We start from the raw sequence: 18044 nt of genomic DNA, 5'->3' as shown, positions 1-18044 counted from the left end.
TTCTGAACCTTTCATACTTCCACCTCCAAAATACTTGCTTTCTGGTGCTTATTTATCTTGTTTTCTTGTCATCAATACGACACTCTCACAGTGTGTTGTCTGTTGAATAGGAACACAATTTATTAACCTCGTTGCTTGACTGAGAATACAATTTATCGCCATCATTTTCCTCAACAACCTTTGCATTTTTTCTTCTGCTCTTGAATAATCGTCCGTTTTGAGAATCCTTTTTCCCTGTCTTATATATGATAGTAATCATTGCAGGATCAATATCACCATCATCATTTGTCCCACCGATTACGATTTTGTCTACTATACTTTCAAATACTGTCCTATCAAACTCTTCAAGATATTTATTAGACTCCAGTAACTTCTTAAACCCCTCAAGCCTTTTCTTCAATGCTTTTTCATCAGTCAGTGTTACCTCTAAAGTCCTCTTTTCTTCGAGCAATTTTTCCTTGCTTATGGCTATTTCATTATATTTCTCTTGATATATCTCCATACTGATTGCTTCATTAAGTCTTAATTCTACAAGGTCTTTTTCTTTCTTCAGTATTTTATCAAGTTGATTGCTTATTTTCTTCAAGTCCTTTGCTAAGCTATTATCTTTTAGCTCTTCTTCCACAGTTTTCAAGAACTCATTTGTAATTTCTACATTATTGTGGCATACCTGACGATAGCTTTCCATAAATGCTTTTTCTATGGCTTCTTCCTCAATGCCTTTGCTATGTGGACAATATTTCTTTCCGTTTTTTGTTGCATTAACACATTGCCAAATTACCTTTGTATATTCAGAGCTTGAATGCCAATTTCTTCTTGAAAGCATGTGTCCACAAAAACCACATTCAAGCATACTGCTAAAGGCGTATTTTCTTGAATACTTTTCTCTTTTGCCACCATTGTTAGCAACAGTATTTCTATTTTTTGCTCTTCTTAATCTAATCCCCTGCGCCTTTTCAAAATCTTCTTCAGAAATAATAGGTTCGTGATGATTCTCAATATAGAATTTATCTTGTTCTCCGAAGTTATCCAATCTTCTTTTTGAAATAGGATCAACAGTAAATGTTTTGCCCATAAGAAGATCGCCCTTGTATTTTTCATTCTTAATGATTCCTAAAACAGTGGTTTCAGTCCACCTCTTATGCCCTCTTGGTGATAAATAACCTTGTTCTTCAAGCTCTCTGGAAATAACCATCCCACCAACACCTTCAAGGTATCTCCTGAAAATATATCGTACAATCTCAGCTTCTTTTTCATTGACGGAAATACTCTTGGTCTCCGGATCATAGTCATAACCTAAGCAGCCTTGAAACCCGACCATTTCTCCTCTTTCCATCTTCATTCTCAAGCCTTTTTTAACATTGGCTGAAATATTTTCCACTTCCTGTTGAGCGACTGAACTTAAAATAGTCAAAAGCAATTCGCCATCCATCGTTAATGTATTGATATTTTCTTCTTCAAAAAATACTGCAACATTGTATTCCTTCAGCTTTCTAACATATTTCAAGGTGTCTAAAGTATTTCTTGCAAATCTTGATATAGATTTTGTAATTACCATATCTATATCTCCGTTCATACAATCATTGATTAATCTTTGAAAATCAATTCTTCTGTCAACCTGTGTGCCGGTTATCGCTTCATCAGCATATATCCCCGCAAGTGTCCACTCATTATTTTGCTTTATAAAATCTGTGTAGTGTTCTACTTGAGAATTATAGCTGTTAATTTGATCTTCGGTATCCGTGCTGACTCTGCAATAAGCTGCTACCCTCTTTATTGAGCGCTCTACACAGCCTGATGCAGTTCTTTTCAGTGTGGTATCACCTTTAATAACTTTTACATCTCTTTTCACTGCACCCGCCTCCTTTTTTTGTATCTTTCTATGCAGTTTTATTATACCACACTTCCAAGACATTATAAATATAATTCTGTGGGAATGTTATACTTTTTCATCAATTTAATTTTTATCTTTTTATATTCAATATCGCTGAGTAAGTGCTTAGAAAGTAACATAGACAGCATAGATAATTGGAGGCTGTATTTTAATAATTCATTATTCATTTCAACTCCTCCTCATTCAAATTTATTTTTAAGTTTAATGACATTGGTAGGTGCTTGGCAGCAACATAGGAATCTCACCTCCGCCTCTTATTCCAGACGAGCCGGCTTAAACTATTGAAGTATCATTATCACTACTTGTTTCAACGAACAGATTGCCACATCTGTTTTTATGTATTCTTATTTATCGCTCGCTTTCTTGTTTCCTTGATTTATCAGTATTCATAAAACCAAAATTTCTTTCAGCAGAAAGGTCATGGCGTAAGTCATAATTCTCCACAAGTAGATAAAGTCCTACCTTGGTCTATTCAGTTTGTCAAGGAACAAGTGCCTATTGGCTTTTAGAGAGATTTTCTTTTAAGCAATTCTTGAAAATAATTCTTCAATTAGATTAAGAGGACAGATCTCCCTTCACTTTATACAAGGAAAATCTGCCCTCATGCACAAGGCGATTACTTCATAAATTCTTCCAATAGCACACTTAGTTTTTTAAGAATGCTATTTTTTCGCCATTGTATAGCTTGATAGCTCACTTTCTTACCTCTCGCTATGCTTGATAGCGTTTCATCATTGAAATACAAACGCTCTATGATGTCCCTTTCCTCATCGTTTAGTTTTGATATAGCATTTCTGACTGCCTCAATCATCATCTGTGTTTCAACAATCTTTGCTACATCAACGCTTTCATCAGCGATGTTATCTACAAAATTCCCATCATGATCCAAAGAGGAAAAGAAAAGCAGGTGGTTTTTTCTGTCCACCTGCTCTAAATACTTCTCGTGTTCTTTTTCTCGCCAGTAGACTTTATAAATATCTTCACTGACTTTTACCTTTTGCCCTCTGACATAAAGGTAATACTCTTTTGCCATAAAGTTTCCTCCATTTCTTTTTTGTCTATTTGTTTTTCAGACAAAAAAGGAGGACTCCTGCACATAAGCATAAAAAGTCCTCGAAAACGGAAGAAACCTGTTCTTCCAAAATGTTTTAAATTTAATTGTTTATAATAATTACTGACATCAAAAAGGTCTATTATTATTTTCTATATAAATAACAGACCCTACATAACACATAGCAATTACCTCCACTATTTAATCAAATTTTCCTTACTCGAAAAATATATATTAGAGCATTCTTTTAAAAGATCCTCTATACAACAGTTAAAAACCCAAGATAATATGCCGAAAAAATCTGAGCTATAAATATTAGTAGTAATCCACTGTTTTTGATACTTCTTTCTTTGAAAATTGCATATCCTCCACATAAAATCCCTATAATACTAAAACACCATCCAGCAATAATAATAATCATAAGTTCATGAGCAAGAATTTCATATATTGAAAACCAATGAGCCATTCCTGTAATTCCAGAAATCCCAAGCATAGCTCCACAAATATATAGATATATATGATGTCGCATACATCTCTTCCACCTTTGTAGCGTTGAAATGATGCATATAATCAGTAATGTTAAAAATAATAATGTGGTTGATATATAAGTTCCCAAGCTGAACAAAAATGCTATTTTCCCTTGTGTGTTAGTGGCAGGGATATAATCATGAGCTAATCTAAAGCTCATAGAATGTACTTTGCCGTCATTTATATTAAAAGCAAGTATTTTTTCTTCAGGACTCGCATCCTTGCAAAAGAAAATGTTAGAATCTATTTGTTCGTAATATTGCTTTTTATCTTCAAATGGCATGGTAAGACAAAGACGATTTCCATCTGTCACTCTAATGGAAATCATTTGCTTTTTCCCTTGTATTTTTCCAACATTTTTCAATGCAGAGCGGGCAGGAAGATAATCTCCGCTTAACATCTTGAGATCTAAATTTTCTTTTATCTTTTTTTCATCAGCTTCTGTATATGCAATTTTTTCCATAATCTCCGAGCAAAACTCCGTCTCCATTACATTTGTCAATATTAAAATTGCTCTCTCATTTTTCGGTTCTACCCATATTTGTGTTTTGAATCCGTATGTTCCACCTTCATGTCCATGCATTTCCGGATTATTCGCATATTGCCAGAAGCCGTGAGATAAACCTGAATTTGCACCATAGGAGCGATAGGTTTCTGTAAACATTTCTTTTTTAGTATGAGGATTATTAAACAATAGATTATCTTTATCATTATTTTTAGCCAGCTCTTGTGCATAATTCAACAAATCCCCAGCTGAGCCATTCATTCCACCAGCAGGGTACATTCTTAAATACATATTCGGTTCTTTGCGGAATCCCTTTTCAAAAAAAGAATAACCGACTGCCTTTCTTGCCAAAATCGTAGGATTATCATTTTGAAATGGACCTATCGATGTATTGTTCATATCTAAAGGTTTCAAAATGTGTTCATTTACATATTCTTTGTAATTTTGACCACTCACTCTTTCTACAATAAATGCAGCTAATGCAGCGCCCCAGTTAGAATATGCGCTTACCTTGCCCGGTGAAAATACCTGTTCGGGTTGATGTGAGGACAAGACTTCGGCTAATGTAAATTCCTTATCACTTTCAAAATAGCGAAGGTTAATAAGCTGCTCCTCGAAGCCCGCCGTATGATTCATGAGATGACGCATTGTAATAGGTGTATCATAGTGTAAATTTTTCAAAAAACCTTTTGGTAGATAGTTGCGAATATCCGCATCCAAATCAATTTTTCCTTCTTCATTTAATTGCATCACACCTACCCATATAAAGGTTTTTGATATTGATCCCCATTCAAAAACTGTGTTTTCAGGATCCATAGGTATATTTTTTTCTAAATCAGCGTATCCGTAGGCTTTTGAAAACACAATTTCTCCGTGTTCAGATACAATGACACATGCACCTGGAACGCTTTTACCTATATACGCATCCGCAACTTTATCAATAACAGTTTCGTAATGTTCAGTTTCTTCCGCAGCAAAAATAAAGGAACGCGGAAATAAAACGACAAAGGCAAAAGCAATGAAACAACTCAAAATGACGATTTTTTTCATGATATCTCACCAACATTAACCTTGTTTATTTCCTGTGCAAGCTTAGTAATGCGCTTGTATTCACTAATTAGCAATATAATGGCAATCAAAATTATAACGACATCATTCAAAGGCAACGCCAGCCATACTCCGAGAACATTTTCGTTCAGAAAACGAGGTAATATCAATACTAAAGGGATTACAAGCGCAAGTTGCCTTAGTATAACCAATACTCCTGCCTGCTTTGCTTTACCGATAGCCTGAAAATAAGTGACTGTCATTATGAGCATGCCATAAGTAGGAAATATGCAGTACATAAGCCTAAAATTAGATAATCCTGAACTTACAATAACTGAATCGGTAATAAATGCAGATAATATCTGCACTGAAAAAATTTCAATTATGGCAAAGAAAAATCCGGCAAGACAAGTAGAACCTATAATAAATACATTCGTAAGTTTTTTAACCCTTATATATTCTTTTGCTCCGAAATTTGTTCCGACAGCGGGCTGCATCCCTTGACTCATTCCCCATATCGGAACAAATGCAAGCTGCATAACTCTTTGAGCGGCTCCCATAAGAGCTATTTGCTTTTCTCCGCCAAAATGCACTGCCGTATTATATACAACTGTCATTTGAACCAACATCATAATTTGCATGAGCATAGCGCTCATTCCCACGGAAAAAATTTCAGGTAATAAATCTTTTGCAGGTTTTATCCCATGAAAACGAACCACCGGACTTTTTTTCAAGAAGTATATTAAGGTGACCAAAGCTTGACTGATTTGAGAAATCACAGTTGCGATTGCAACAGCTTGCGGTCCTCGAGATGGCATAAACAGAATGAATATAGGATCTAATATAATATTTAAAATAGCACCAGCCGCCATGATTCCCATTGCAATTCCCATGCGACCCTCTGCCCTTATTACCATATTTGCACCCTGCATAAAATTTACGAATATGGAGCCGAGATATACTGTTCTTAAATAAGAAACACCCATCTCCATCACTTCACCGCCGGCACCAGATAAGCGTAAAAATTCAGGAGCAAATATGATACCGATAATCATAACTACTGATGATAAAACGATTACCAAGAAAGTTAGATTTCCTATAATCTTATCCACGGTTTCTTTATCTTTTTTTCCGATTGCCCGAGAAAGTACAGAGCCCGAACCTATCCCAAGAAGAACAGCAATCGCATTATTGATTAATACAAACGGAGATGCCACCGAAACTGCACTCATGGCATCGGTTCCCACCATTTGCCCGACATAAATTGAATCGACAAAGGCATATAATCCTACTATCAGTTGACCCAAAATTGCCGGCAAACTAAGATGAATCATCAATTTCCAAGGATTTTCCATAAGTAATTTATCACGAACATCCATTATAAAAACCCTCCTTGTCCTTTATTTTTGCGTTTTATCGATACTTATTCTGTATTCACAGCAAGCATCCATAAATTCCTCATCATGAGTGATTACCAAAATAGTTTTTTCTTTTTCTGCAGCTTTCTTTAGTTCCCTTGCAATCAAAAACATATTTTCGGCATCCAAGCCACTGGTCGGTTCGTCAAGTATCAAAATATCTTTACCTGACAACAACGCACAGCATACTGCAAGTCTTTGTTTTTGACCTCCCGACAAGGAAGCAGGATGAGAATCTTTATATTCGTATAAACACATATCCTTAAGCAATTTTTTTGCATTTTCTAAATTCTCTGCATCATATTTTGTTCCAAGCAAAAGTTCTTTTGAAATGCTTTCTGTAAAAAATTGTGTCCCTGTGTCATTTGAACAGTAATAGGTATGTTTGCAAAGTTCTCTGTACCCTGCCTTCTCACCATGAATATAAACATTACCTTCTGTTAATTTTTCAAGTCCGCTTAAAATTAAAGCTAAACTGGTTTTTCCCGCACCATTGTTGCCTGTGATTGCAGTAACACTTTTCTCATTAGCAAAAATATCCACATTTTTTAATATTTGTTTTTTATTTTTCTTGAGAGAGAGCCTTTCTCCTTGTATTGCAATATTGTCCGTTCGGGGTGGGGCAATCTGTTTTGTAAAAGGTTTATTTATAATACGGCGAAGTCCCTTTGAAATGCGTTCCAAGTCATTCATTGTACTAAATTCTAAAGAAGAATATTCATGCTGTATCTGTCCGTCTTTCATATATAAATACCTGTCGGCAAGTTCTTCTGTCCAACTGAGACGATGCTCGGCAATCAGCAATGTGTATCCTGCTTTCTTTAACTGCATAAGGATGTTTTTCATTTGAATGATGCCGTCTTTGTCCAGATTTGCAGTCGGCTCATCAAACACAAAAACCTCCGGATGCATTGCATATACAGAAGCTACTGCTGCTCGTTGTTTTTCACCACTTGAAAGCAAATCTAAGGAAATCTTTCCTATGTTTTCCAATCTCATCTTATGAATAGCATCCTTTGTTCTTTTTTGAATTTCAAACTTTGAGAAACCGTAATTTTCACATCCAAATGCTATTTCACCCTCAAGCTCTGATGAAAAGAATTGTCTTTGAGGATCTTGAAATATGCTGCCAACAATTTTACCGATATCATAGGACGGCATCATTTCAATATCTTTTCCTGCAATTCGTATACTGCCTTTTTTTGTTCCTTTGTAATATTTTGGAGCAAGACCGTTGATAAGTCTTGTAATGGTCGTTTTTCCACATCCTGATTTTCCTGTCAAAACCACACATTCACCGGCTTTTATCACTAAATTTATATTCGTCACACCATAATTGCTATCCGCATACTGAAAGGAAACATTCTGTAAGTCGATCATATTCTCATGCCTCCTATCCATAAATAACCCGATATCAAAGCGAACCATAAAATCATGGCAAATATATCCGTTATTTCAATCTTGCTCTCATAGTAGCTGCTTCTTTTCCCCGGTGATTCCCCACCTCTTGCAATAGCTGAAACAGAAAGCTGATCTGCTATCATCAAGATTCTGACGAGTAGGGGAATCAGCACATATTCACATGTCTTTGCAGGTGCTTGCAATATCTGTTTAAGACCTGTCAAATTTCTGTTTTTCATAGATAGATACACACTCCTTAACTCCGATTTCATGGTAGGGAAGAATCTAAATACTACAAGGACACCCAAAATAACGGATGTAGGAAGGTGAATGGAACTTAGGAATGCCGAAATTTTTCCAGGCGGTGTTGTAATCAAATCCCATGATACCAAGAAAGCAGGAGAAAGATTCCAAAGCATCAGCACATAAAACTCCGAAAAAATCAGCATATGAAGTCCGAAACGTTGTATGGCGTAGAGTAAAATTCCCAATAAGATATAGAATATGCCGTAATCAAATACGATTTTCCATTTCCCTTGTATACCTAAATATAAAAAAGTGGCAATTGTAAGGATGCAGCTGAAAACGACATCTTTTCCCATATAAATGGCTATTAGTACACAAATGAATCCCCATATTTTAGTTATGACAGCAAAAGAAATTTTTCTCATTATAGAAGTCCCGTTTTTTTGAAATGTTTTCCCATAATTTTTTTGCCTGCCAGACCACCCGCAAGCCCACATATCGCCGTAAAGATAACAATGAATATAATCCATCCGGGAGTCTTATAGTAGCTGATATATGAGTCTATATAGCTTTGATCCATGCCACCGCTTTTTGCAAAGCTGTAATAGGTTTCCCAAAAGAACCAAATCGGCAGTAAATTGACACCGTTATATAAAAGACTGGCAACAGTCCACGATGCTATAATTTGTTTTGAATTCCTTTCAGAACAATCTTTCCACAAGATTGCTTCGCATATCATACCAATTGCAACAAAGTACGGTAAAAGATACCAGTTCCCCATCAACAGATAAATCATACCGACGATACTCATATAAACAAGGCTGACAAAGTGCTTCCTTACCCGACACAAAAGCAGATAATAGACAGGTGCACATAAGAACATGGTAAAACCAACTGATAAAACCATACTGACAAAATGATTGGTCATGCATACCATATTTACAATAAACTGGATGAGAATGAGAAAGAGACTCAACAGAGCAGCCGCAATGACATCTTTAATTTCCCATTTTAATGCTTTATTTTTTTTCATTTATTTTCCTCCGTAAATATTACTTTTGAGCTTTGATGATAAAGGTCGGCATCGTGCGATACCTGCGTGCCATAAAAGGATTCCAATACTTTTCCTGTAACAGTGTCTCTGTTTCAATGTTCTTAAAACCTGTTTCTCTGCATGTTTCCAAATCCCATTCCGGGCGTTTTATATAACTTAAAGGGAGTTTTTTCAATTCGTCCATCATATCTGTATCATGATAATAATCCTGAAATTTGCCGTAGCGTTTTGTTAAAATGTTTTCATCTGACTGAAAGAGCTTTGCCTGTTCCTCTCCCCAAAAAGGGAAAAGCCAATTTGCATCTAAATTCAGCATACAACCGCCGGATTTCAAAATTCTGTACCACTGCGCATAAACTTTTTTCGGATTATTAAATAGCCAAAAGGCATGTCTTGAGACCACTGCATTAAAGGTATTATCGGGAAAATCCACTAACTCTGTGTCTTTAAGCATAAAAGTGATTTTATTTGAAAATCCTAACTCCTCAGATATTTTTTCAGCTTCCTTGAGCATTGCGACATTATTGTCTATTGCAATGACATCACACCCAATTTGTGCAAGAAGCAGCGAAATAAACCCGGTTCCACATCCGACATCTAAAATTTTGTTTTTTTGACAATCTCCAAGACACCGTTCTAACAAACCTCTCCATTCCAGACCTCTTTCTTCTATTTCTTGAAGAAGAAACATTTTCATTTTTCCGGCATCCCCGGACCATTTTTCCTCAGCCCTATTCATTTAACTTTCCCCTTTCCTATTTATGAAGCAAAAGTCGCATTTTTCACCGTTCATTCCCAGTGTCTGACTTCTTTCAAATACAAATCCCTTTATATTTCCGAATACGATATGATCACACAGACAGAATATCTCACAAAGCTCTGGGCATTCAAAAAAATTGCAGGTATCCGCCCAAAGGCACTTGAGCACATCGACACGGTAGTATTCCCCGTCATCCGACAGGATTCTGCTTTTCCATATTTCATCGCCCGACATCCCTTTTTTCATAAACAAGCGGAACAGCCTGAAAAACCCGGGGATATAAAAAAATGTTTTCAAAAGCTTATGTGCCTTTTGGGCAACATAAAATGAATACTCCTTTACCAATTCTTTTGCCTCATTTTTTGAAAGCCCTTTATCTATGAAACATCGGTATAGGGCTATATTTGAAATAATGCTTCTTTTTTGCCTTTTTTTCTGTTTTTCCGTCCATGATCCTTGATTGATTTCTTTGATGAGCTGCTTCATTTTTGTTTTATGTTCCGCATCTATTTTTTTTAATATCTGTGCATTTAACTTTCCGAAGTAAAATTTTTTGTATGTCATTCCAGGCCTCCTAATTTCCATCCAATTGCATTTCCCCGAATTTCAACAAATCGTCGATAAAGTCCTTCCTGCTGTATCAGCTCCTGATGTTTTCCTCTTTGCACAATTCGTCCATTTTCAAGAACAAGAATTTGATCTGCTTCTCGAACTGTATTCAACCTGTGAGCAATCATCAGAAGCGTTTTATTTTTTGTCAGCTCTGAAATAGCCTGCTGCAATTCCCGTTCGTTTTCAGGATCGACACTTGCCGTAGCCTCATCTAAAATGACAACAGGTGCATCTTTCAAAATCGCTCGTGCGATAGAGATTCGCTGCTTCTCACCGCCGGAAAGGGTTGCACCTCCTTCTCCAATCTTTGTTTGGTATCCATCCGGAAGTGCGGATATGAAATCATGGCAGCATGCTTTCTTTGCCGCGGACACTATTTCTTCTTTTGTTGACTGCGGTTTTCCAAAAAGAATGTTATTTTCAATGGTATCTTCAAAAAGGTAAACCCTTTGAAACACAATGGAAAAATTCTTAAGAAGGCTATCGCAAGTATAGTCTTTTACATTAACGCCACCTAAAAGAATCTCACCATCTTTTACGTCCCAAAAGCGTGCAATTAAACTGCAAAGGGTCGTCTTTCCTGAGCCTGATGGTCCTACAATGGCACAGCTCGTACCTTGAGGAACAGAAAAGCTTATATCGTGCAGAATTTCCTTTTCCTCATATGCAAAGGAAATGTTTGAAACGGTTATGTCGTATGCTTTCGGGATAAGGTCTGTTCCCTTTTCATCAAGAAGGGGAATATTGGATATTGTTTCCAATCTGTCTAAAGAAGCATCCACAACTCTTGCAACGGCAGCCGTACTTCCTGCAAGCTCCACAGTCGTATAAATCATAAAGCTTGCGACAATAAGGAGCAGGCACTTTTCAGGAGTTATTTCTCCGTTCATAAGCAGGTATGGTGCAACAACAAGGATTGCGAATCTGGCAAATTTGAATATCATTTGAAAGACGGCAGCTAAGCCGGAGAAAACTTTTTCTAAAGCGATGTTTGCCTCTGCGCTTTCATTGATTGCAGCGTCTACGGATTTGTCCGAACGGTCGGCAAGTCCGAATGCCTTTATCACGGACATCCCCTGTATATATTCTAAAATGCCTGTAACAAGTCCGGCCTGTGCAGCTTGCCTGCGCGGAGAATATTTCATACCAGCTTTTTGTGTTTTTGCGTACACACAAAGGGAAAGAAAAAGCCCTATGAACATCAAAACTCCAATTTTCCATTCATAAAACAAAAGCCATATCCCTATCACTGCAGCGTGGATAAATCCTCCGGCTACCGCTTCCATGACGGTAACTGCATTGGTTTCCAGATCTCCAAGTGTTGTAGTAACTGCCGCTGTAATATCTCCAAGGCGATGCTCATTAAAATATCCCATAGGTACGCGTTTTAATTTTTCGCCAAGCTCCATGCGCCATTTGGAACACATGGAAAAGCTTCCAAGGGTTCTTTTTACAGCGGAAAGATTCGTAAATAGAATGCGTCCTGAAATACTTAAAAGCATAATCCCCAAGGCTGCCCATATTGTTTTAATCGACATGAAGCCACTTGAAAGTGATAATAGTATTCCGTTCAAAACTGCAAGCACAGCCATAATGGGAAGCATCTCAAACACGGAATTGCACATATGAAAAATAAACGATAAAATCAATCTTTTTCTTTCCATTCCGGAAAAATCCAAAAGTCGTCTGAACATCTGAATCATGCTGATACCTCCTTCATATCAAGCGTGCTGATATGTGTATTCCAAAGTTCTCTGTAAAGAACACAATTTTGGGTAAGCTCCTCATGTTTTCCTTCCGCTTCTATATTTCCTGCATTCATGACGATAATCTTATCGGCTGATGTGATAGTAGATAATCGATGTGCAATGACAATCAGCGTTTTTCCCGCTACAAGCTCGCTGATGGAGTGCTGAATTATCGACTCATTTTCAGGGTCTGTAAAGGCGGTAGCTTCATCTAAAATAACTACGGGGCTGTCTTTTAATATGGCTCTTGCAATGGCAATGCGCTGCTTTTCTCCGCCGGAAAGATTGCTTCCGCTGTCTCCGACAACGGTATCGTAGCCATTGGGAAGTGATGTAATAAAATCATGGCATGCCGCTTTTTTTGCTGCATTTTCGATTTCGCTGTTTGTAGCATCCGGCTTACCGATTCGTATATTTTCTCGTATAGAAAGATGAAACAAATAATTATCCTGTGAAACATACGCAATATGTTCCATTATCTGCGAAAGCGGTATGTTCTGCACATCGACACCGCCTATTTTCACGGTTCCGCTTCCCGCATTCCAAAAAGACGCAATGAGTCTGGCGACAGTGGATTTGCCCGATCCCGACGGTCCGACCAAAGCCGTCATTTCATTTTCATTCGCTTCAAAGGAAATGCTGTGTAAAACCTCTGTATCCTTGTAAGAGAAAGAGACGTTGGAAAATTCTATTTTTTCTCCTTTAAGCTGTACTCGTTTTTCCGGGCGTTCCATTTCTTCCGTATCCAAAAGGCTTCCGATTTCTTTTACGGTGGCATCTACCATAGCAAGGCTGTCTGTATATCGCAATGCCTGAATAAGCGGAGCAATCAAGCCCAATGATAAAATAATGCAGGATATAAAACTGCCTGCGCTTATGCTTCCGCCTATATAAAACAAACTTCCGACAGGAAGAACTCCGATTAGACTTGAGGGTGCTATTGCAATACCTGCCGCATAGTACGGATTCGTCTTTTTGAACCATTCCGATTTAGAATTTTCATTCTCCTTTACCGCCTCTGCATATTTGCGATAAGAATCGCTACTTTGATTAAAAGCCTTAACCACTTCGATTCCGCCTATATATTCAACCGTAGCGGCATCCATAGCTTTTGCGGCTTTAATAACTCTGTCATAACGCTTCTCATAATCTTTCATCATTCCCATATAACAGAGCATCCCGACAGGAAAGGTTGCAAGAGCAATAAGTGCCAGCCTCCAATCAAGGAACATGAAATAAATCAACATTAAGACAGGAATCATAATATTTGCTGTTAATTCCGGTATCATGTGAGCAAGGGGTAACTCCAGTTTTTCAACCGTATCTACAAGCATCGTTTTGAATTTTCCTGACGGGGTATCCAAGACAAATCCCATGGGCACTCGTGACAACTTTTTCGTAAGTGCAGTACGAATATTTTTTAGTATAGTAAATGCGGCTTTGTGAGACCGCACCGTAGATACAGTTGATAGACCAAGCTGCAAAAGGTACCCCAAAAGAGCAATTACTGCCATCGGCATGATTGATTTCAAGCTGTAATCGCCGGCGCATATTTGAATAATAATGCGTGAAACTGCAATATACGGGACGATTCCAAACCCTGCACCAAGAACGGCAAAAACAACCGAACTTAAAAGCAAGCCTTTACATGATCCGGCAAACTCAAATAAGCGATGCAATGTGTTTTTGTTCTTCTTATTCTTCATTTCGATCTCCTTCTGCTAAAATATATTTTTCGATATTTTTCTTTTCTTCACCTCTCAAATCGGCAATTATTTTACCGCCTGACAAAAGCAAAACTCTGGAACATATTGTTTTTATAAATTCAATGTCGTGTGTAATAATGAGCAGGATTTTTTCCTGTTCAGAAAGTCTCTCTACCATCGTTCCTACTTCCCGCATGCTTTTTAAGTCAAGCCCACTGGTCGGTTCATCGAAAATAAGAATTTCTTTATCACAAAGCAAGCTGATTGCCACTGCCAACCTCTGTTTTTGTCCTCCTGAAAGTGAAAGGGGATGTCTGTTTTTTAATTCGGAAAGAGATAAGGCCGATAAAGTTTCGTCAATAACAGACTCATCTGTTGTTTTTGTTCCGAGTGTGCATTCTGTTTCCACACAATCCGTAAAAAGTTGATGTCCGACATCCTGCATCACCATGTAAGATTTTTTAATACGCGCTTTTGCAGACAAACTCCTGCCGTCTACAAAAATATTTCCCGATTTTTGTTTTATCAGTCCGCATATCGTGCGTGCCAGTGTCGTTTTTCCTGTTCCGTTTGCGCCGGTAATTGCGACGATCTCTCCACCATTTGCGGTAAAAGAGATGTTTTGCAAGATAATCTTTTCACCATATTTGACATGAATATCTTTCAGCTCTAAGGTGTGTTGGGAAAATTTTTTATCATTGGTATTTGTTTTGATTTCAGAAAGATTTCGACACCTGAGCCCCATATTTTGTATTTGTTCAAGCGGGAGCTCGCAAAAATCCTGTATACTCATATCCTTAAAAATCTGACCCTCCTGCATTAAGATGACCCTGTCTGCAACATCTGTTAAATACCACAAGCGATGTTCTGCAATGATAATCGTTTTCCCTTGTTGTTTTTTTTTTTCTATCAGTTTTTTCAGTTCAAGCACGGAATGAAAATCCAGATTTGAGGACGGTTCATCCAATACAAAAATATCCGGATTCGTGGCATACACAGACGCAAATGCAATTTTTTGTTTTTCCCCTCCGGAAAGTTCAAAAATGCTGCATCCTTTTAATTTTTCTATATGCAAATCTTTAGTAATCCTTTCAAGCTGCTGTTTTAATTCTTTCATCTCCAGCATTCTGTTTTCCAGTCCGAAAACAATTTCACTATCTGTATCTGTGTTGAAAAATTGTGTTCTCGGATTTTGAAAAACCGTGCCGACACTATCGGAAAGAGTTGAAATTTCGGTCTCGGCAACATTCATTCCTTTTACAGTTACTTTGCCTGAAAGTTTTCCTTCAAAAAAATGAGGAATCAGCCCGTTTACCAATCTGGTAAGAGTCGTTTTTCCGCATCCTGATGCACCGCACAAGAGAACACATTGTCCTTTTGGAATATTTAAGTGTAATTCCCGTAAAGAAGCTTTTTCCATATCCTTGTAGGAAAAAGAAAGTTTTATAAATTCAATCAAGGGAATACACCTCCTCGTAAAAAATCAAAAAATATCATGCAAATAATCCCTATATAGATTGTTACAATCAGAGCATCATGGATTGAAAAACAAACTTTTTCCATACAGCTGCGCCTTCCGACATGATCTATTCCTCTTGTAATTGCGGCTTGTGTGATTTCATCAGAGATTTTAGAAGCAGATACCAGCATGGGTACATATACATACTCCATTATTTTGACCGGATGGCGTAAAAATCCTGTAAAAGAAGCGGTTATCCCTCGAAGAGCCATGGCGTCCTTAATATAGTTCCATTCCTCAGCCATTGTCGGAAAGTATCGCAATGTAACAGAAAGTGCAATAGTGAAACCTTTAGGCAAATGCAATCGACTGAATGCAGCTAAAAAAGCACTGACCTTTGTAGTTTGTATTAAAAATGTGCCGAGCATAAAACAAGGAATAAGTTTTCTTATATAGACATCAAACATATATATGATGCCTCCGATCGTAACAGGTAATTTTGATATAACAAAAAGCTGTACCATCAATAACACAATAAAGAGAATTCCGTATTTTGAAGCAGTACGGAACTCTTTCGCCTGTAAGAGCAATAATATAGGGATTGCTGTAAAAAGGCATTCTATAACGATACTTTCATTCAGAAACACGGAAATACTTGTTATTGATAAAATCAGCAGCTTTGTTCTGGGATCTAAAGCCATTTATATAATCCCCACTTTTTCAAAATGTTTTTTCAATAATTTTTTACCTATAAGGCCTCCGATTATGGCACAAATAATTGTCCCCAAAATCATTAAGGGGATAACCCACCAATTTATTCTAATAGCATTGATGATTCCTTCAAAAGAAGAAACATCTCCTTTTCTACGCATGAATTCATCAAACTGTGCAGGCATGATAGCCATGGGAATATAGGCTCCCATTGGAGACAGCGCAAACACGCAATAGGCAAGTAAATTTCTTCTGAATGATTTGAAATTTCCTGATTGGCAAATAAAGTCCGCAATAAATCCAAATACGATGAAAAATACCGACATCATCCAAAACATACCGGTAACAAATAACAAGATTCCGGCAAGTATACCAAGTATGGAAAGTGATCCGCGCTTCGGTATTTTAGCGGTGTATAACATAAAAACACTGCCCGCAAATAAAGCTACTATCATCGGCATAAACGGAAAAGTGACAGGTGTCATTTGTGCGATACCGCCTATAACAAATGCAATAACAAAATAAATAAGTGAAAAAACGCCTATGGAAATATAATCTCTTGTTAGTAATATATTTTCTCTATTTTTCATAATAATCTATATCCTTTCTAAATATAGTTGTTAGCCTTTGCTAACCTTGCGTGAAAATTTTACGCTTTATTTAAACCTTAAAAGTCCATCCCATCCCGAATTAAAAAAAACTGCAAGCTCTTTAACATATTTAATGGCTTGTTCTCTTGTCATATCATGCACAATCGTTTCAAAAACAGCTGTAAAATATGCACTGGTAATCATGTGATGTAAATCATGACTGACGTTTCCTGCCATTTTGCCTTTTTCTTTAAGAATAGCGTAATATTTTTCCGTACGGGATACTTCCAATTCTACAAGTTCATGAATATAATCTTCGTATTTTGTGCCTTCAGAACAGCAAATTACAAGCTTGAATTCTTCAAAATAATCATAAATATAATTCACAAAATGCAAAAGATATTTTGTAGACAGCTCTCTGCTTTCTAAAGTTTTATTTTCTGGAATTAAATCAAAATGTGCATCTTGTGCAGCTTTGAACTGTTCTATTAACCCATCAGCTACATCAGAAACAATAGCTTCAAATAAGGCCTCTTTATTAGGATAATAACCATAAAAAGCACCTTTCGTAAATCCTGCTTCCTCGACAATTATTCTAAGTGAAGCATCCTTAAATCCTTTTTTTAAAAATTCTTTCTTGCCGACTGCCAATATTTTCTTTTGAGTCTCAGAAATAGTCATTTAAACACCTCCATCAACAATATACCATCGGTATATACTACCAGTATATACCGATGGTATATTGTTGTCAATAGTTTTTTTACATTCATAATAATATTCACATTTTTTCAATTTCCTGTTTGAAATTTACTCTAAAAATTAAATCATACGAGAACAAATTAAACTTATAATGCTAATGTTATCTTTAATCCAGAACTTTTTGAGCCTTAAAACAAAGAAATGTTTATTATGAATGTAAACTATTGCAAAATAATAAAGAATTACAAAAGTCCTTCGATTGGAATTATTCACCATATAAATCAACAAATCTGCGTTCTTCTATGGAGAGAAATATTTTAAAATTAATACAAAACCTATGATATAAATACAGCTAAAGGAATTGATTTATGGTATAATACAAATGTAATACTTAATAAAAGCTTAACGCTTGCTACCCTAATCATTCTTTTGTAGCAAGCACAGTAAGTGTACGGACACTTACGAAAAAATTGATGAAGCAGCCCTNTGGGATCTGCTTCTTTTTTTATCAATTTTTAACTTGTTAGGGTGTACCCTAAGACCCGAAATACATTCAAAGGAGGATTTATCTATGACAAATAGAATGCGAAATGAAAGACTTGAAATTAAATTAAC

The 18044-nt window shown here is 36.7% G+C and carries 16 protein-coding genes; all 16 read right to left on the bottom strand.

What is annotated here, in order from left to right; translation table 11 throughout:
• Positions 1 to 85 precede the first annotated feature (85 nt).
• Positions 86 to 1852, bottom strand: a complete 1767-nt coding sequence (locus HMPREF1639_RS06565) for a recombinase family protein (protein ID WP_019107289.1) — start codon at positions 1850 to 1852, stop codon at positions 86 to 88.
• A 62-nt stretch (positions 1853 to 1914) separates the two neighbouring features.
• Complete coding sequence (locus HMPREF1639_RS09265; protein ID WP_001058405.1) at positions 1915 to 2061, bottom strand: SHOCT domain-containing protein; 147 nt, start codon at positions 2059 to 2061, stop codon at positions 1915 to 1917.
• Positions 2062 to 2510: 449 nt separating this feature from the next.
• On the bottom strand, positions 2511 to 2927 hold the full coding sequence (locus HMPREF1639_RS06555) for a sigma factor-like helix-turn-helix DNA-binding protein (protein ID WP_001051308.1): 417 nt from the start codon (positions 2925 to 2927) through the stop codon (positions 2511 to 2513).
• A 277-nt stretch (positions 2928 to 3204) separates the two neighbouring features.
• Positions 3205 to 5028 carry a serine hydrolase domain-containing protein gene (locus HMPREF1639_RS06550; RefSeq protein WP_017646122.1) on the bottom strand — a complete coding sequence of 608 codons (1824 nt, stop codon included), beginning with the start codon at positions 5026 to 5028 and terminating at the stop codon, positions 3205 to 3207.
• The gene (locus HMPREF1639_RS06545) at positions 5025 to 6404 is read right to left on the bottom strand and encodes an MATE family efflux transporter (protein ID WP_036764637.1); all 1380 of its coding nucleotides are present in this window, start codon (positions 6402 to 6404) and stop codon (positions 5025 to 5027) included. Before HMPREF1639_RS06545 ends, HMPREF1639_RS06550 begins: the two co-directional genes overlap by 4 nt.
• 21 nt (positions 6405 to 6425) lie before the next feature.
• Positions 6426 to 7823 (bottom strand): ABC transporter ATP-binding protein, encoded by a 1398-nt coding sequence (locus tag HMPREF1639_RS06540; protein WP_000566323.1) that lies wholly within the window; start codon positions 7821 to 7823, stop codon positions 6426 to 6428.
• Positions 7820 to 8515 (bottom strand): energy-coupling factor transporter transmembrane component T family protein, encoded by a 696-nt coding sequence (locus HMPREF1639_RS06535; RefSeq protein ID WP_001226868.1) that lies wholly within the window; start codon positions 8513 to 8515, stop codon positions 7820 to 7822. Before HMPREF1639_RS06535 ends, HMPREF1639_RS06540 begins: the two co-directional genes overlap by 4 nt.
• Positions 8515 to 9123, bottom strand: a complete 609-nt coding sequence (locus HMPREF1639_RS06530; RefSeq protein ID WP_000739616.1) for an MptD family putative ECF transporter S component — start codon at positions 9121 to 9123, stop codon at positions 8515 to 8517. Before HMPREF1639_RS06530 ends, HMPREF1639_RS06535 begins: the two co-directional genes overlap by 1 nt.
• Positions 9124 to 9142: 19 nt before the next feature.
• Positions 9143 to 9883: a class I SAM-dependent methyltransferase gene (locus tag HMPREF1639_RS06525; protein ID WP_001077894.1), complete on the bottom strand. Its 741-nt coding sequence runs from the start codon at positions 9881 to 9883 to the stop codon at positions 9143 to 9145.
• Positions 9884 to 10468, bottom strand: a complete 585-nt coding sequence (locus HMPREF1639_RS06520) for an L-2-amino-thiazoline-4-carboxylic acid hydrolase (RefSeq protein WP_009346326.1) — start codon at positions 10466 to 10468, stop codon at positions 9884 to 9886.
• Positions 10465 to 12219, bottom strand: coding sequence for an ABC transporter ATP-binding protein (locus HMPREF1639_RS06515; protein ID WP_036764633.1), 1755 nt, complete (start codon positions 12217 to 12219; stop codon positions 10465 to 10467). Before HMPREF1639_RS06515 ends, HMPREF1639_RS06520 begins: the two co-directional genes overlap by 4 nt.
• Positions 12216 to 13970, bottom strand: coding sequence for an ABC transporter ATP-binding protein (locus tag HMPREF1639_RS06510; protein WP_000791333.1), 1755 nt, complete (start codon positions 13968 to 13970; stop codon positions 12216 to 12218). The genes HMPREF1639_RS06515 and HMPREF1639_RS06510 overlap by 4 nt, the downstream gene beginning before the upstream one ends.
• Positions 13960 to 15429 (bottom strand): ABC transporter ATP-binding protein, encoded by a 1470-nt coding sequence (locus HMPREF1639_RS06505; RefSeq protein WP_036764631.1) that lies wholly within the window; start codon positions 15427 to 15429, stop codon positions 13960 to 13962. The genes HMPREF1639_RS06510 and HMPREF1639_RS06505 overlap by 11 nt, the downstream gene beginning before the upstream one ends.
• Complete coding sequence (locus HMPREF1639_RS06500; protein WP_001162459.1) at positions 15426 to 16130, bottom strand: energy-coupling factor transporter transmembrane component T; 705 nt, start codon at positions 16128 to 16130, stop codon at positions 15426 to 15428. The genes HMPREF1639_RS06505 and HMPREF1639_RS06500 overlap by 4 nt, the downstream gene beginning before the upstream one ends.
• A complete protein-coding gene (locus HMPREF1639_RS06495; protein WP_000797113.1) occupies positions 16131 to 16730 on the bottom strand; it encodes an MptD family putative ECF transporter S component in 600 nt (199 codons plus the stop codon).
• Between the two features lie 66 nt (positions 16731 to 16796).
• Positions 16797 to 17411, bottom strand: coding sequence for a TetR/AcrR family transcriptional regulator (locus HMPREF1639_RS06490; RefSeq protein WP_036764629.1), 615 nt, complete (start codon positions 17409 to 17411; stop codon positions 16797 to 16799).
• Positions 17412 to 18044 lie beyond the last annotated feature (633 nt).

This window comes from Peptostreptococcus sp. MV1 (assembly GCF_000758885.1).
Lineage (GTDB): Bacteria > Bacillota > Clostridia > Peptostreptococcales > Peptostreptococcaceae > Peptostreptococcus.
The sequence above is the reverse complement of the archived record's forward strand: the minus strand, read 5'-3'. Positions and strand labels throughout refer to the sequence as shown.

Bases quoted from the DNA above. Each gene is read 5' to 3' on its own strand.
- HMPREF1639_RS09265 (WP_001058405.1), bottom strand. From the start codon at position 2,061: ATGAATAATGAATTATTAAAATACAGCCTCCAATTATCTATGCTGTCT.
- HMPREF1639_RS06555 (WP_001051308.1), bottom strand. From the start codon at position 2,927: ATGGCAAAAGAGTATTACCTTTATGTCAGAGGGCAAAAGGTAAAAGTC.
- HMPREF1639_RS06550 (WP_017646122.1), bottom strand. From the start codon at position 5,028: ATGAAAAAAATCGTCATTTTGAGTTGTTTCATTGCTTTTGCCTTTGTC.
- HMPREF1639_RS06545 (WP_036764637.1), bottom strand. From the start codon at position 6,404: ATGGATGTTCGTGATAAATTACTTATGGAAAATCCTTGGAAATTGATG.
- HMPREF1639_RS06540 (WP_000566323.1), bottom strand. From the start codon at position 7,823: ATGATCGACTTACAGAATGTTTCCTTTCAGTATGCGGATAGCAATTAT.
- HMPREF1639_RS06535 (WP_001226868.1), bottom strand. From the start codon at position 8,515: ATGAGAAAAATTTCTTTTGCTGTCATAACTAAAATATGGGGATTCATT.
- HMPREF1639_RS06530 (WP_000739616.1), bottom strand. From the start codon at position 9,123: ATGAAAAAAAATAAAGCATTAAAATGGGAAATTAAAGATGTCATTGCG.
- HMPREF1639_RS06525 (WP_001077894.1), bottom strand. From the start codon at position 9,883: ATGAATAGGGCTGAGGAAAAATGGTCCGGGGATGCCGGAAAAATGAAA.
- HMPREF1639_RS06520 (WP_009346326.1), bottom strand. From the start codon at position 10,468: ATGACATACAAAAAATTTTACTTCGGAAAGTTAAATGCACAGATATTA.
- HMPREF1639_RS06515 (WP_036764633.1), bottom strand. From the start codon at position 12,219: ATGATTCAGATGTTCAGACGACTTTTGGATTTTTCCGGAATGGAAAGA.
- HMPREF1639_RS06510 (WP_000791333.1), bottom strand. From the start codon at position 13,970: ATGAAGAATAAGAAGAACAAAAACACATTGCATCGCTTATTTGAGTTT.
- HMPREF1639_RS06500 (WP_001162459.1), bottom strand. From the start codon at position 16,130: ATGGCTTTAGATCCCAGAACAAAGCTGCTGATTTTATCAATAACAAGT.
- HMPREF1639_RS06495 (WP_000797113.1), bottom strand. From the start codon at position 16,730: ATGAAAAATAGAGAAAATATATTACTAACAAGAGATTATATTTCCATA.
- HMPREF1639_RS06490 (WP_036764629.1), bottom strand. From the start codon at position 17,411: ATGACTATTTCTGAGACTCAAAAGAAAATATTGGCAGTCGGCAAGAAA.